The following is a 12,265-nucleotide window of genomic DNA, read 5'->3' as shown; positions in this document are numbered from 1 at the left end:
GTTGCGAAGAACTCTGCAAAGAGTAGGCCGGGCGACGCACTCTGTGACGCAAAGAAAGGAACCTCTGACCTGCGAGGGAGCGTACAAAATGGAACAGAAAGTGCAGCCCGGACATGTAATCGACGGCCATGTCGCCGATATCGCGAAGGGCGGTATGTGTGCGTGGCGGCTGCCCGCCGATGCCGGCTGTGCCTCGATCGGCCGATCGCTGGTCCAGATCGCTCTGACGACCATGGGCCTGGGCCGTGACATCGTCGACGACGCGTCCCTGGTAGCCAGCGAACTGGCCACCAATGCGCTGCATCACGGACTCCGCGCCGTCCCGTCCGCCCCCATCGTCCCGCCCGAGCTCTGGGTGTGGGCCAGGACCAGGCCGGTACGGCAACTGGTGGTGTCGGTGTTCGACAGCTGCCGGTCGTCCTGGCCGGACACCACTCCACACGGTCTGCTCGACGAGCACGGCAGGGGTATCGGGATCGTCGGCGCGGTGGCCGACGGATGGGGGGCGCACCTGTCGCGATCCCGACTATGCACGGGCGGCGTTCCGGGAAAGGCCGTCTGGGCCGTCTTCGCCCTGCCCGGCCCATGGCCCGACGCACGGACCACTGCCCCGCCCATGCTGGCCGCCCGGCACCTGGCGTCCACGCTGATCTCGTGCGGGATCGAGGACGTCACCTACCGCCACGGCAGGTCCGTATCCCTGCTGAGCATCCGTCTCCGCAAGGAGGAAACGAGAGAGAAGGTGAGGGATGAGGTGAACGTGTGGGTGGAACCAGGACACCTCAGTTTCACCGACTCCAGCGGTTCCCGTGTCCGCCGCCCAATCGTCGACCTGCACGACGTGGCCGAGTCTCTCGTACGCCGGTACGAGGAAACTCGAGGCCGTGGAATAGCCGCCAGACCCGGTTGACTCGTGGCGTGTTCGCCTCATCTGGACGTGGGAAGGGCGAACACGCCACGAGTCAACCTGGGGGGCGGAGGGCGCGGCGGAGGGTCTTGCCTGAGATGGTCTTGGGGAGGGTGTCGAGGAACTCGATGGAGCGCGGGTACTTGTACGCCGCCATCTGGGTGCGGCAGTGCTCGATCAGGTCCTCTTGCGTGGCGGACGCGCCAGGGCGGAGGACGACGAAGGCCTTGACGGTCTCGCCTCGGTAGTCGTCCGGGACGCCGATGACGGCGGCCTCCTGGACGTCGGGGTGGGCAAGGAGGACGTCCTCGACCTCGCGGGGCCAGACCTTGTAACCCGAGGCGTTGATCATGTCCTTCTTGCGGTCGACGACGTAGAACCAGCCTTCGTGGTCCATGAAGCCGACGTCGCCGGTACGGAGTTCGCCGCCGGGGAACGGGACGGGGTCGTTCCAGTAGCCGGGGACGACCTGGGGGCCGGAGGTGACGATCTCGCCGATCGTGCCGGGGCGTACCTCCTCGCCCTCGTCGTCGACGATGCGGGACAGGGTGTCGAAGACGGGGACGCCCACCGAGAGGGAGCCGGTGGCGGGGTCGACGGGGGCGCGGCGGCCCATCGGTACGGCGTGGGTCGGCGAGTTCGTCTCGGTGAGGCCGTAGATGTTGTGGATGTCGACGCCGGTGTCGTCCAGGATACGGTCGTGGACGGCGGGGGCGATCGGGGCGCCGCCGGAGTAGACGATCCGGAACGAGGCGAAGTCGTCCTTGGAGACGTCCGGCCGGGACGTGAGGGCGATGAACGCCGTGATGGCGCCGACCGTGAACGTGGGGTGGTGCTCGCGGATGGCGTCCAGCATCACCGAAGGCTCGAAGCGGTGGGCGAGGATCAGCGGGCAGCCCGTCAGGAGGGCCGCGCCGACGTGCCCGATCAGGCCGGTGATGTGGAACAGCGGTGCGAGGCCGAGGATGCGGTCGGTCTCGGTGAGGGCCGTCCACTCGCGGTAGGTCTGGCAGTTGAACGCCATGGACGCGTGGGTGTTCATCGCGCCCTTGGGGGCTCCGGTCGTCCCGGAGGTGTACGAGAGGACCGCCACGTCGTCGCCGTCGGGGAGGGCGGGGGCGGGTTTCTTGCCCCGGTATGTGGTGAAGACCTGTTCGAGGTCGAGAGTGCCGTCGGGGATGGCGCGTTCCATGCCGTCGAAGAGGCGGGGGTCGTCGCGGGTCTGGCCGTCCAGGGCCGAGTACGCGACGGTCGTGGTCACCGATGTTCCCGGCAGGACGGCGTGCGCGACCTCGGTGTAGAGGGTGTCCAGGCACAGGAGCGCGGTCGCGCCGGAGTCGGTGAGGAGGTGGGCCAGCTCGCGGGCCTTGTTCATCGGGTTGACCATGACGGCCTTGCCGCCGGCCTTCCAGGCGGCGAGGAGGCCGACCACGAAGGCGGGGTCGTTCTGGGTATAGAGGGCGAGGGCGTCGCCCGGGGCGAAGCCCCGCTCGGCGAGGGCGACCGCGAGGGAGTCGGAACGTTCGTTCAGCTCGGAGTAGGTGAGGGCGCCATCGAAGTAGTGGAGCGCGGTGCGCCAGGGGGCCGCCGCCGCGGTGGCCTCGAAGAGCTCCGTCATCGTCCGGTGCTCCTGGACGAGGGACGCGGGACGGGCGGGGCTGTAGAGCCGGAGCCAGGGGCGGGAGGTGGAGTCGGGCAAGTGGACCCCCTCGTGACTGAGCGAACGTTCAGGTTCTAACGACTTAGCAGATTCAACGACTAATCCAGACTGTTCACCCCAGAAGGGTAGTCAACGCCGGATCATGGTCATGGGCCCCGGCCGTCGCGAACGGCGGGAGGCCCTGGTGGAGCCGGGCCAACGAAGGAGCACGTCAACGATGCAGTACCGCAAGCTCGCCCGTACCGGTGTCGAGGTCAGCAGCCAGTGCCTGGGCTCGATGATGTTCGGCAAGCTCGGCAATCCGGACCACGAGGACTGTGCCCGGATCATCGGCAGGGCGCTGGACGCCGGGATCAACTTCATCGACACCGCCGACGTCTACTCGCGGGGCGAGAGCGAGGAGATCGTCGGCAAGGCCATCAAGGACCGCCGGGACGAGATCGTCCTGGCGACCAAGTGCTTCACGCCGATGAGCGAGGAGCGCAACCAGCGCGGCGGCTCGCGGCGCTGGATCGTCCAGGCGGTCGAGGACAGCCTGCGGCGCCTCGGCACCGACCACATCGACCTCTACCAGGTGCACCGGCACGACTGGAACACCGATGTGGAGGAGACCCTCTCGGCGCTGACCGATCTCGTCCGGCAGGGCAAGGTCCTGTATCTGGGATCGTCCACGTACCCGGCGGACTGGATCGTCGAAGCCCAGTGGGCCGCGCGGCGCCGCAACACCGAGCGGTTCGTGTGCGAGCAGCCGCAGTACTCGATCTTCGCCCGTTCGATCGAGAAGGCCGTGCTGCCCGCCTGCGAGCGGCACGACATGGGCGTGATCCCCTGGAGCCCGCTGGCCGGTGGCTGGCTGACCGGCAAGTACCGGCGCGGCCAGGAGGCACCGAGCGGGTCGCGGTACGCCGACGACAGCGCGATGGCACGGCGCCGCGGGCACGCCCTGGAGGAGGACCCGAGCACCCCGGTGCGGTACGACGCCGTCGAGCGGCTCGTCCAGATCGCCGACGAGGCCGGGATCTCGCTCACCCAGCTGGCCCTGGGCTTCGTGGACGCGCATCCCGCGATCACGTCCACGATCATCGGGCCGAGGACGATGGAGCAGCTCGACGGGCTGCTGGGCGCCGCCGACATCACGCTCGACACCGCCACCCTCGACGCGATCGACGAGGTCGTCCGGCCCGGCAAGGACATCGCCGGGATCGGCCACATGACCGGCGACCCCTCGCTCCGGCCGGAGAACCGGCGCCGCTGAAGCTCGCCGACGGACGTATCGTGTCGCCCGGCGAAAGGAGCCCCGCATGCCCGCCACCCGGCACCTGCCCAACTCCGAGTCCGAGGACCTGATCGCGCTCACCCGCGAGATCGCGGGCAAGGAGCTGGCACCGCGCGTCGACGACGCCGAGCGCGCCGGCGCGTTCCCGCGCGAGGTGTTCACGACGCTGGGCCGGGCGGGGCTCCTGTCGCTGCCGTATCCGGAGGAGTTCGGCGGCGGCGACCAGCCGTACGAGATCTATCTGCAGGCCCTGGAGGAGATCGGAACGGCGTGGGCGAGCGTCGGGGTCGGCGTCAGCGTGCATGCGCTGTCGTGCTTCCCGCTGTTCGCGTACGGCTCGGACGAGCAGCGCGCAGCGTGGCTGCCCGACATGCTCTCGGGCGAACGGCTCGGCGCGTACTGCCTGTCGGAGGCCCACGCGGGCTCCGACCCGGCGGCGATGCGGGCCAAGGCCGTACGGGACGGGGACTCCTACGTCCTGAACGGCGCCAAGGCGTGGACGACGCACGGCGGCAAGGCCGATTTCTACACGGTGATGGCCCGGACGTCGGACGACGGCGCGCGGGGCATCTCGTGCTTCCACGTACCGGCGGGGACTCCGGGCCTGGAGTTCGATCAGCCCGAGGACAAGATGGGCCTGATGGGCTCGACGACCGCGACCGTACGGCTGGAGGGCGTACGGATCCCGGCCGGGAACCTCATCGGCCAGGAGGGCCAGGGCCTGACGATCGCCCTGGCCGGGCTGGACGCGGGACGGCTCGGCATCGCGTCGGTCGCGACCGGGCTCGCGCAGTCGGCGCTCGACCACGCCGTCGCGTACGCCAAGGAGCGCGAGGCGTTCGGCAAGGCGATCATCGACCACCAGGGGCTGGCGTTCGTGCTGGCGGACATGGCCGCCGCGGTCGACTCGGCCCGCGCGACCTACCTGTCGGCGGCGCGGCTCAAGGACGCGGGCCGTCCGTACGGGCGGGAGGCGTCGGTGGCCAAGCTGATCGCCACCGACAACGCCATGAAGGTCACCACCGACGCCGTCCAGGTCCTGGGCGGTGCCGGCTACACGCGCGACTTCCCGGTGGAGCGCTTCATGCGCGAGGCCAAGGTCATGCAGATCTTCGAGGGCACCAACCAGATCCAGCGCCTGGTGATCTCCCGCCACCTGTCCCGCTGAACCACGGGCCCGCCGAACCACGGCCGGGATACCGAACGATTCGGTCTCACCCGATTACACCCTGCTTGCGGTATTGATCACCATACGGGCAAGCTCATGGCCATGGCAGACGAGAGCTCCCGATGAGCTTCCCCGAGTATCTCTCCGACCGCTGGCCCACGATCGCCCAGATGATGTTCGAGCACGCGCAGGTCGTCCTGATCGCGATCGGCATCGCGACCGTGCTCGGGATCGGGATCGGGATCGCCGTCGAAGGCCATCCGCTGGCGAGCCGGCTGGCCCTGGGGCTGACCGGCACGATGCTCACCATTCCCTCGCTCGCGCTGTTCGGCCTGCTCATTCCGTTGTTCGGGCTGGGCCTGGCGCCCACGATCGCCGCCCTGGTGCTGTACGCGGTCTTCCCGATCCTGCGCAACACCATCACCGGCCTGGAGTCGGTGCCCGGCGCGGTCGAGGAGGCGGCCCGCGGCATGGGCCTGAGCCGGCTGAGCCGCCTGGTCCGGATCCGGCTGCCGCTGGCGTGGCCGATCGTGCTCACCGGCGTGCGGGTCGCCACGATCATGACCGTCGCGATCGCGGCGATCGCCGCCGCCGTCGCCGGTCCGGGTCTGGGCGAGCTCATCTTCATCGGGCTGGCCCGGATCGGCGGGGCGAACGCGCTCAACGACACGCTCGCCGGAACGCTCGGCGTCGCCCTGCTGGCGCTCGTGCTGGACCTTCTCTTCGTCGCCCTGTCCCGCCTCACCATCTCGCGAGGAATCCGATGACCGAGCCTGACGCCACCGCTTCGCCGGCCGGGGTGATGATCCGGCTGGACGGGGTCGGCAAGCGCTACCCCGGCCAGTCCGCGCCCGCGGTCTCCGACCTGTCGCTCAGCGTGCGCGAAGGCGAGATCGTGGTCCTGCTGGGGCCCTCCGGCTGCGGCAAGACCACCACCCTCCGCCTGATCAACCGCTTGATCGAGCCGAGTTCGGGCCGGATCTACCTCAACGGCGAGGACGTCACCCAGGCCGACCCCGCCCAGCTGCGCCGCCGGATCGGCTACGTCATCCAGCAGGTCGGCCTGTTCCCCCACATGACGATCGCGGACAATATCGGCCTCATCCCCCGGACCCTCGGGTGGGACAAGAAGCGCATCCGGTCCCGCGTCGACGAGCTTCTCGACATGGTCGGCCTCGAACCCGCGACGTACCGCCGCCGCCATCCCAAGGAGCTCTCGGGCGGGGAGCAGCAGCGAGTGGGGGTCGCCCGCGCCCTGGCCGCCGACCCGCCCGCGATGCTCATGGACGAACCGTTCGGCGCGATCGACCCGATCACGCGCGAACGGCTGCAGGACGCGTTCCTGGACCTCCAGGCCCAGATCGGCAAGACCATCGTGCTGGTCACCCACGATCTCTCCGAAGCGCTCAAGCTCGGCGACCGCATCGCGATCCTGGGCCCGCAGGCGCGGCTCGTCCAGTACGACACGCCCGCCGAGATCCTGGCCAGGCCGGCCGACGCGTTCGTCACGTCCTTCGTCGGTTCCGGTGCCGCGATGCGCCGGCTGCGCCTGGTGCCGGTCGGTTCGATCGACCTCGAACCCGTGCGGGCCGTCCACGGCGGTACCGGTGCCGACGGTGCCGACGGTGCCGACAAGGGTGCCGGCCACTCCGCCACGGTACGGGTGGACCAGACCCTGTACGAGGCGCTCGACGCGATGCTGCGTGCCGGCGATGACGGCGCGACCGTCCTCGACGAGAGCGGACGGCCCGTCGGCGCGCTCTCCTGGTCGGCCATCGTGCAGGGCATCCCCGACGGCGCCGCCGGGGCGTCGCCCGCCGAAGCCCCGGACCGGCGGAACGGCGGCCCGCGATGAGCGTGGTCACCATGCTCGACGAGCGGACATCGGAGAAGGGAACGCCGGCCGCCGCGCCCGCCTGGTACTCCGCGGCGGGCACCCTGGCGACACCGGCGATCCTCCTCGTGGCCTGCGGGGCCCTGTTCCTCTACCTGCGCGGGCAGGACCTGGACGTCATCGAACGCCGGTCGATCAACCGGCAGGTGATCACGGATCGCTTCATCGAGCACATCCAGCTCGTCGCGGTGTCCACCGGCCTGGTGCTCGCGGTGGCGATCCCGCTCGGGGTGCTGCTCACCCGGCCCTGGTCACGCTGGCTGAGCCCGCCGGTGCTGGCGGTCGCCAACATCGGCCAGGCCGTCCCGTCCATCGGGGTCCTGGTGATCCTCGCGGTCACGGTCGGGATCGGGTTCCAGAAGGCGGTGATCGCGCTCATCCTCGTGTCGGCGCTCCCCGTACTGCGCAACACCATGGTCGGCCTGCGGGGGGTCGATCCCGCGTACATCGACGCCGGCCGCGGCCTGGGACTGACCAAGACGGCCGTGCTGTTCCGCATCGAACTGCCGCTGGCGGTTCCGGTGATCCTCGCCAGCGTCCGGGTCGCGGTGATCCTCAACGTGGGGACCGCGGCGCTGGCCGCGTTCACCAACGCCGGCGGGCTGGGCGATCTCATCAACACCGGGATCGCGCTCAACCGCACCCCGATCCTGCTCACCGGCAGTGTCCTGACCGCCGTGCTCGCGCTGGCCGCCGACTGGCTCATCGGCCTCGTCGAGCGGGTCCTGCGCCCGCGCGGGCTCTGACCGCCACCCACCCCGAGGAGAACGATCATGAGCTTGCCCTCCCGCCGCCGCCCCCTGACCGTCGCCGCCGCCGCCCTCTCCCTCTCCCTCGCCGCCATGACCGCGGGGTGCTTCAGCTCGGGCACCACCGACGCCCAGCCCGGCACCCTCGCCAAGGACGGCGCGCTGAAGGGCGCCACCTTCACCGTCGGGTCCAAGGAGTTCACCGAGCAGCTCGTCCTCTGCGGGATCACCAGCCTCGCCCTGCGCTCGACCGGCGCGACCGTCAAGGAGAAGTGCGGACTCCAGGGCAGCAACACCACCCGCGCCGCGCTGACCTCGGGCAGCATCGACATGTACTGGGAGTACACCGGGACGGCCTGGACCAACTACCTCAAGCAGACCAAGCCGATCCCGGACTCCGCCAAGCAGTACCAGGCCGTCGCCCAGCAGGACCTGAGCCAGAACCACGTCAAGTGGCTCGCACCGACGACGGCCAACAACACCTACGCCATCGCCGCCAAGACCGCCGCCGCACAGGAACTCGGCGTCACGACCCTGTCCGACTACGCCAAGCTCGTGGACACCGACCCGGCCAAGGCCTCCATGTGCGTGGCGAGTGAGTTCGCCGCCCGCAGCGACGGGTTCCCCGGCCTGCAGAAGGCCTACGGCTTCACCGTCGCCAAGGCCGACCTCGCGACTCTGGCCGAGGGCGCGATCTACAACAGCATCTCCAAGCGCGACCCCTGCACCTTCGGCATGGTCACCACCACCGACGGGCGGATCAAGGGGCTCGGCCTGACCGTCATCGCCGACGACAAGAAGTTCTTCCCCATCTACAACCCCGCGCTCACGGTCCGCGAGACCGTCTACAAGGAACACCCCGCCCTGGAGAAGGTCATCGGCCCGATCGCGGCCGCCCTGACCGACCCCGTGCTCCAGGACCTCAACGCCCAGGTCGACATCGAGGGCAAGGACGCCGCCGCGGTCGCCGAGGCCTGGCTCAAGTCCAAGGGCTTCATCGGCAAGTAAGGGATCCCGCCGGCGGCGGGATCCCTCATGCGGGGCGCGCGCACATCCGGGCGAGTCCCCGTACGGTCGCCCAGGCCGGGTCCGGGGCCACGCTGACCATCAGCCGCATGTCGGTGGTCAGGCGGCCCGGCAGGGAGGCGGTACGGGCACCGCCGCCGGTGAGGACCAGCCCGCCTCGGCGTACCGCGGGCCGGGTACCGGACGGCAGGTCGCCGATGACCCGGTGCACCACGTCCGCCATCTGCTGCAGGACGTGGTCGGGGATGTGGGGACGGGGGCGCCCGGCCGAGTGCTGCGGCTCGTACTGGATGGCCCGGGCCCCGAGGATCCGGCCATGGGCGATCACCACGATCTCGACCACCCCGGCGCCGATGTCCATGATCAGCCGGGGTCGCGGGCCCGCCACGTCCAGCCCGGAGCCGATCGCGGCGGCCAGCGGGGCCTCCATCACCGTGACCGGGCAGCCGGTGGCGGCCTCGACGGCCACGGCCGCCACGTTCCGCTGGGACGGCGTCGCGGTGACCGGCACGCCCAGCAGCACCTCGTCCAGCCCCGTACCGTCCGGGGCCTCGGCGCTCCGCACCGCCTCGGTACCGGTCGCGGTACCGGTCAGGATGCCGGTCGCGATGTCGCCCAGCACGCGGCGGGTCAGGCGGGTACAGCCGGACGCGTCGGCCACGACGCCGTGCCGGATCGGCCACCGCCCGTTCACGTCGCCCTCGGAACGGCGGCCGGAGCGGCGGCCGGTCACCGGCGCGCCGCCCAGCCGGGACGGCTGATCGACGATCACGCCGCCAGAGGGAACGATCACGCGGGTACGGCTGCTGCCCAGATCCAGGGCGGCCTGCCGGCCGGCATTCAGCGAACCTTCCGACTTCATCGAACCTCCTGAGCCTTCATCGACTCCCCTGAGCCTCCGACGCCCCTCCCGGGCATCCCGAGCCTCCTGAGCCTTCATCGAGCCTTCTGGGAACGAGAAGGGTGCTGCCGGGCCCGGGGGTCCGGGTGGCCCCGCCGATCACGGGTCGGCGGAGCCGTCCGGGCCCGGCAGCGGCAGGATCCCCGTACGGGCAGGCAGGGGATCCTGGTCAGAGGGGGCGGGGACTCAGCGGAGCCGCTGCTGGCAGCCCACGCAGTAGCGGACGTACGGGAGGATCTCGAGCCGTCCCGGCGGGATCGCTTTCGTGCAGCCCTCGCACTTGCCGTAGGTCCCGTCCTGGAGCCGCCGGAAGGCGCTGTTGATCTCCTTCAGGCTGGCGCGCAGGTTGTCCAGCCGGGTGTGGTCCGACTGCTCCACCTCGTCCAGCGGCGTCTGCTCGACCGACCGCTCCAGGTCGGACAGCTGCGAGGCGCGAGCCAGCCGCTCGTCCTCGAGGCGCCGGTGCGCCTCCCTGGCGCCCGCACCTCCAGGCGCGAACTCCTCGGTGACACCGTGTTCCGCGTTCGCGGTCATGCGACACACCCCTTTCAGCCGTCCTGAGGCCGGACGAAATCCGGCCTGAACTGAGATGGCCCCGGCCCCCCAGGGCGTAGGGGCCGGGGCCGCCGAGCCGTACCCCGTTCCCCGCGAGGTGGGAACGTCGCTTAACGAGTACGGCACGGACGAGCACGAGCCATCCGGGATGGATGGCTCCTTCTTCACCATCGGCCATGGCGCCCGGTTCCACCATCGGGCCCGGCACCCATTTCGATGGGAAGAGAACGTGTAGAGGGGGAACGCGGCGAACGGCCGGTCCCGGTGGCGGCGCCCGTCGCCTACGGTGAAGCGGCGCCGCCCGTCCCCGGGCCGTGACCGGGAACACAGACGACGAGGAGAACCCAGGGCGATGCGGTTGTTCTGGCGGGTGTTCTGGCTGAACGCCCTGGTGGGCGTGGTCGCGACCATCCTGTTGATGATCGGGCCCTGGACGGTCTCGGCCCCGATCCGGCTCACCGAGGCGGTGGTCCTGATCGCCGGTACGGGCTCGATGCTGGCCGCCAACGCCGCGCTGCTGCGCTGGGGGCTGGCCCCGCTCGGCCGGCTGGCCCAGCTGATGACCACGATCGACCTGCTCCAGCCCGGGCAGCGGCTGCCGGTCGGCGGCAGCGCCGAGATGGCCGCGCTGATCGCCACGTTCAACCAGATGCTCGACCGGCTGGAGACCGAGCGCGGGCTCAGCAACGCCCGCGCGCTGTCGGCCCAGGAGGACGAGCGGCGCCGGATCGCGCAGGAGCTGCACGACGAGATCGGGCAGAGCCTGACCGCGGTGCTGCTGGACCTCAAGCGGCTCACCGGCCAGGCCCCCGAGTCCATGCGCCCGGACCTGCGCCAGGTCCAGGAGATCACCCGCGACAGCCTGGACGAGGTGCGCACGATCGTGCACCGGCTGCGTCCCGGCGTCCTGCAGGACCTCGGGCTGATGAGCGCGCTGGCCGCGCTGACCAACCAGTTCGACGCGCACACCGAGCTGAAGGTCCGCCGGGACCTGCAACCCGACCTGCCGCCGCTGAGCCCCCAGATCGAGCTGGTGCTCTACCGGATCGCGCAGGAGAGCCTGACCAACGCCGCCCGCCACTCCGGCGCTTCCACGGCCGTCCTGGAGCTCATCGCGGACGGGGACGGCGCGGTCCTGAGCATCACCGATGACGGCGCGGGAATGGACCGTACGCCGGAGGGCGCCGGGATCCGGGGGATGCGGGAACGGGCCCTGCTGATCGGCGCGCGGCTCACCATCCGTTCACGTCCCGGGGACGGTACCCGGGTGACCCTGCGCGTACCACTTCCTCCAACGACGACGCCGACACCGACGCCGACCGAGCAAGGGGCCTCATGACCGAGCACGACCCGAGCAGGCCACACGAGCCGAGCAGGCCGGGCGGGGCAGGCGGGCCGACGGGGGCGAGCCGGGCGGCGGCGCCGATCCGGATCCTGCTGGCCGACGATCATGCCCTGGTACGCCGCGGCATCCGGCTGATCCTGGACAACGAGCCCGATCTGCAGGTCGTCGCGGAGGCCGGGGACGGCGCCGAGGCCGTGGAGCTGGCCCGCGCCACCCGGCCCGACCTGGCGATCCTGGACGTGGCGATGCCCCGGCTGACCGGCCTGCAGGCGGCCCGCGAGCTCGCCCGGGTCCAGCCGGAACTGCGCATCCTGATCCTGACGATGCACGACAACGAGCAGTACTTCTTCGAGGCCCTCAAGGCCGGTGCCGCCGGATACGTGCTCAAGTCCCTCGCCGACCGCGACCTGATCGACGCCTGCCGGGCGGCCATGCGCGGCGAGCCGTTCCTGTACCCGGGCGCCGTCACCGCGCTCATCCGCTCGTACCTGGAGCAGGCCAGGTCGGGGGGCGCCCCGGAGACCGTCCTCACCCCGCGCGAGGAGGAGGTGCTGAAACTGGTCGCCGAGGGCCACTCCTCACGGCAGATCGGTGACACGCTCTACATCAGCGTCAAGACGGTGGAACGGCACCGCGCCAACATCCTGGCCAAGCTCGGGCTCAAGGACCGGCTCGAACTCACCCGGTACGCCATCCGCACCGGCCTCATCGAGCCCTGATCCCTGATCCTTGACCCGCTCTTGAGCCCTGGCCCTCTTGAGCCCTGCCCCTCTTGAGCCCCGCC

Annotated in this window: 12 protein-coding genes; 9 read left to right on the top strand and 3 right to left on the bottom strand. The window is 70.7% G+C overall.

Annotation, left to right across the window (positions count from 1 at the left end; translation table 11 throughout):
• Positions 1–88 precede the first annotated feature (88 nt).
• Positions 89–910, top strand: coding sequence for an ATP-binding protein (locus ACH34Q_RS36240; protein WP_395987683.1), 822 nt, complete (start codon positions 89–91; stop codon positions 908–910).
• 52 nt (positions 911–962) lie between these two features.
• On the opposite strand, the gene ACH34Q_RS36235 is transcribed toward ACH34Q_RS36240, so the two are convergent.
• The gene (locus ACH34Q_RS36235; RefSeq protein WP_395987682.1) at positions 963–2,606 is read right to left on the bottom strand and encodes a class I adenylate-forming enzyme family protein; all 1,644 of its coding nucleotides are present in this window, start codon (positions 2,604–2,606) and stop codon (positions 963–965) included.
• Positions 2,607–2,784: 178 nt separating this feature from the next.
• Between ACH34Q_RS36235 and ACH34Q_RS36230 the strand changes: the two genes are divergently transcribed.
• The 6 genes from ACH34Q_RS36230 to ACH34Q_RS36205 all read left to right on the top strand — a co-directional run bounded on the left by ACH34Q_RS36230 (position 2,785) and on the right by ACH34Q_RS36205 (position 8,662).
• Entirely contained in the window at positions 2,785–3,822 is a 1,038-nt protein-coding gene (locus ACH34Q_RS36230; RefSeq protein WP_395987681.1) for an aldo/keto reductase, read from the top strand.
• Between the two features lie 46 nt (positions 3,823–3,868).
• The gene (locus ACH34Q_RS36225) at positions 3,869–5,011 is read left to right on the top strand and encodes an acyl-CoA dehydrogenase family protein (protein ID WP_395987680.1); all 1,143 of its coding nucleotides are present in this window, start codon (positions 3,869–3,871) and stop codon (positions 5,009–5,011) included.
• Between the two features lie 122 nt (positions 5,012–5,133).
• The gene (locus tag ACH34Q_RS36220) at positions 5,134–5,778 is read left to right on the top strand and encodes an ABC transporter permease (protein ID WP_395987679.1); all 645 of its coding nucleotides are present in this window, start codon (positions 5,134–5,136) and stop codon (positions 5,776–5,778) included.
• Entirely contained in the window at positions 5,775–6,866 is a 1,092-nt protein-coding gene (locus ACH34Q_RS36215) for an ABC transporter ATP-binding protein (RefSeq protein WP_395987678.1), read from the top strand. Before ACH34Q_RS36220 ends, ACH34Q_RS36215 begins: the two co-directional genes overlap by 4 nt.
• The gene (locus tag ACH34Q_RS36210) at positions 6,863–7,651 is read left to right on the top strand and encodes an ABC transporter permease (protein ID WP_395987677.1); all 789 of its coding nucleotides are present in this window, start codon (positions 6,863–6,865) and stop codon (positions 7,649–7,651) included. The genes ACH34Q_RS36215 and ACH34Q_RS36210 overlap by 4 nt, the downstream gene beginning before the upstream one ends.
• Positions 7,652–7,678: 27 nt before the next feature.
• Positions 7,679–8,662 carry a glycine betaine ABC transporter substrate-binding protein gene (locus ACH34Q_RS36205; protein ID WP_395987676.1) on the top strand — a complete coding sequence of 328 codons (984 nt, stop codon included), beginning with the start codon at positions 7,679–7,681 and terminating at the stop codon, positions 8,660–8,662.
• A gap of 25 nt (positions 8,663–8,687) precedes the next feature.
• Here ACH34Q_RS36205 and ACH34Q_RS36200 read toward each other — a convergent pair whose 3' ends face one another.
• Positions 8,688–9,542, bottom strand: coding sequence for a rod shape-determining protein (locus ACH34Q_RS36200; RefSeq protein WP_395987675.1), 855 nt, complete (start codon positions 9,540–9,542; stop codon positions 8,688–8,690).
• Positions 9,543–9,767: 225 nt separating this feature from the next.
• Positions 9,768–10,115: a TraR/DksA family transcriptional regulator gene (locus ACH34Q_RS36195; RefSeq protein WP_395987674.1), complete on the bottom strand. Its 348-nt coding sequence runs from the start codon at positions 10,113–10,115 to the stop codon at positions 9,768–9,770.
• A 373-nt stretch (positions 10,116–10,488) separates the two neighbouring features.
• Here ACH34Q_RS36195 and ACH34Q_RS36190 point away from each other — a divergent pair, with 373 nt between their 5' ends.
• A complete protein-coding gene (locus tag ACH34Q_RS36190; RefSeq protein ID WP_395987672.1) occupies positions 10,489–11,475 on the top strand; it encodes a HAMP domain-containing sensor histidine kinase in 987 nt (328 codons plus the stop codon).
• On the top strand, positions 11,472–12,200 hold the full coding sequence (locus tag ACH34Q_RS36185) for a response regulator (protein WP_395987671.1): 729 nt from the start codon (positions 11,472–11,474) through the stop codon (positions 12,198–12,200). Before ACH34Q_RS36190 ends, ACH34Q_RS36185 begins: the two co-directional genes overlap by 4 nt.
• The last annotated feature ends 65 nt before the right edge of the window (positions 12,201–12,265 follow it).

The organism is Actinomadura sp. 9N407 (assembly GCF_044326315.1).
Classification (GTDB): Bacteria; Actinomycetota; Actinomycetes; order Streptosporangiales; family Streptosporangiaceae; genus Spirillospora.
Note: the sequence above shows the minus strand (reverse complement) of the source record. Positions and strands in the feature narration are given on the sequence as shown.

Bases quoted from the DNA above. Each gene is read 5' to 3' on its own strand.
- ACH34Q_RS36185 (WP_395987671.1), top strand. From the start codon at position 11,472: ATGACCGAGCACGACCCGAGCAGGCCACACGAGCCGAGCAGGCCGGGC.
- ACH34Q_RS36190 (WP_395987672.1), top strand. From the start codon at position 10,489: ATGCGGTTGTTCTGGCGGGTGTTCTGGCTGAACGCCCTGGTGGGCGTG.
- ACH34Q_RS36240 (WP_395987683.1), top strand. From the start codon at position 89: ATGGAACAGAAAGTGCAGCCCGGACATGTAATCGACGGCCATGTCGCC.
- ACH34Q_RS36225 (WP_395987680.1), top strand. From the start codon at position 3,869: ATGCCCGCCACCCGGCACCTGCCCAACTCCGAGTCCGAGGACCTGATC.
- ACH34Q_RS36210 (WP_395987677.1), top strand. From the start codon at position 6,863: ATGAGCGTGGTCACCATGCTCGACGAGCGGACATCGGAGAAGGGAACG.
- ACH34Q_RS36205 (WP_395987676.1), top strand. From the start codon at position 7,679: ATGAGCTTGCCCTCCCGCCGCCGCCCCCTGACCGTCGCCGCCGCCGCC.
- ACH34Q_RS36195 (WP_395987674.1), bottom strand. From the start codon at position 10,115: ATGACCGCGAACGCGGAACACGGTGTCACCGAGGAGTTCGCGCCTGGA.
- ACH34Q_RS36220 (WP_395987679.1), top strand. From the start codon at position 5,134: ATGAGCTTCCCCGAGTATCTCTCCGACCGCTGGCCCACGATCGCCCAG.
- ACH34Q_RS36215 (WP_395987678.1), top strand. From the start codon at position 5,775: ATGACCGAGCCTGACGCCACCGCTTCGCCGGCCGGGGTGATGATCCGG.
- ACH34Q_RS36200 (WP_395987675.1), bottom strand. From the start codon at position 9,542: ATGAAGTCGGAAGGTTCGCTGAATGCCGGCCGGCAGGCCGCCCTGGAT.
- ACH34Q_RS36230 (WP_395987681.1), top strand. From the start codon at position 2,785: ATGCAGTACCGCAAGCTCGCCCGTACCGGTGTCGAGGTCAGCAGCCAG.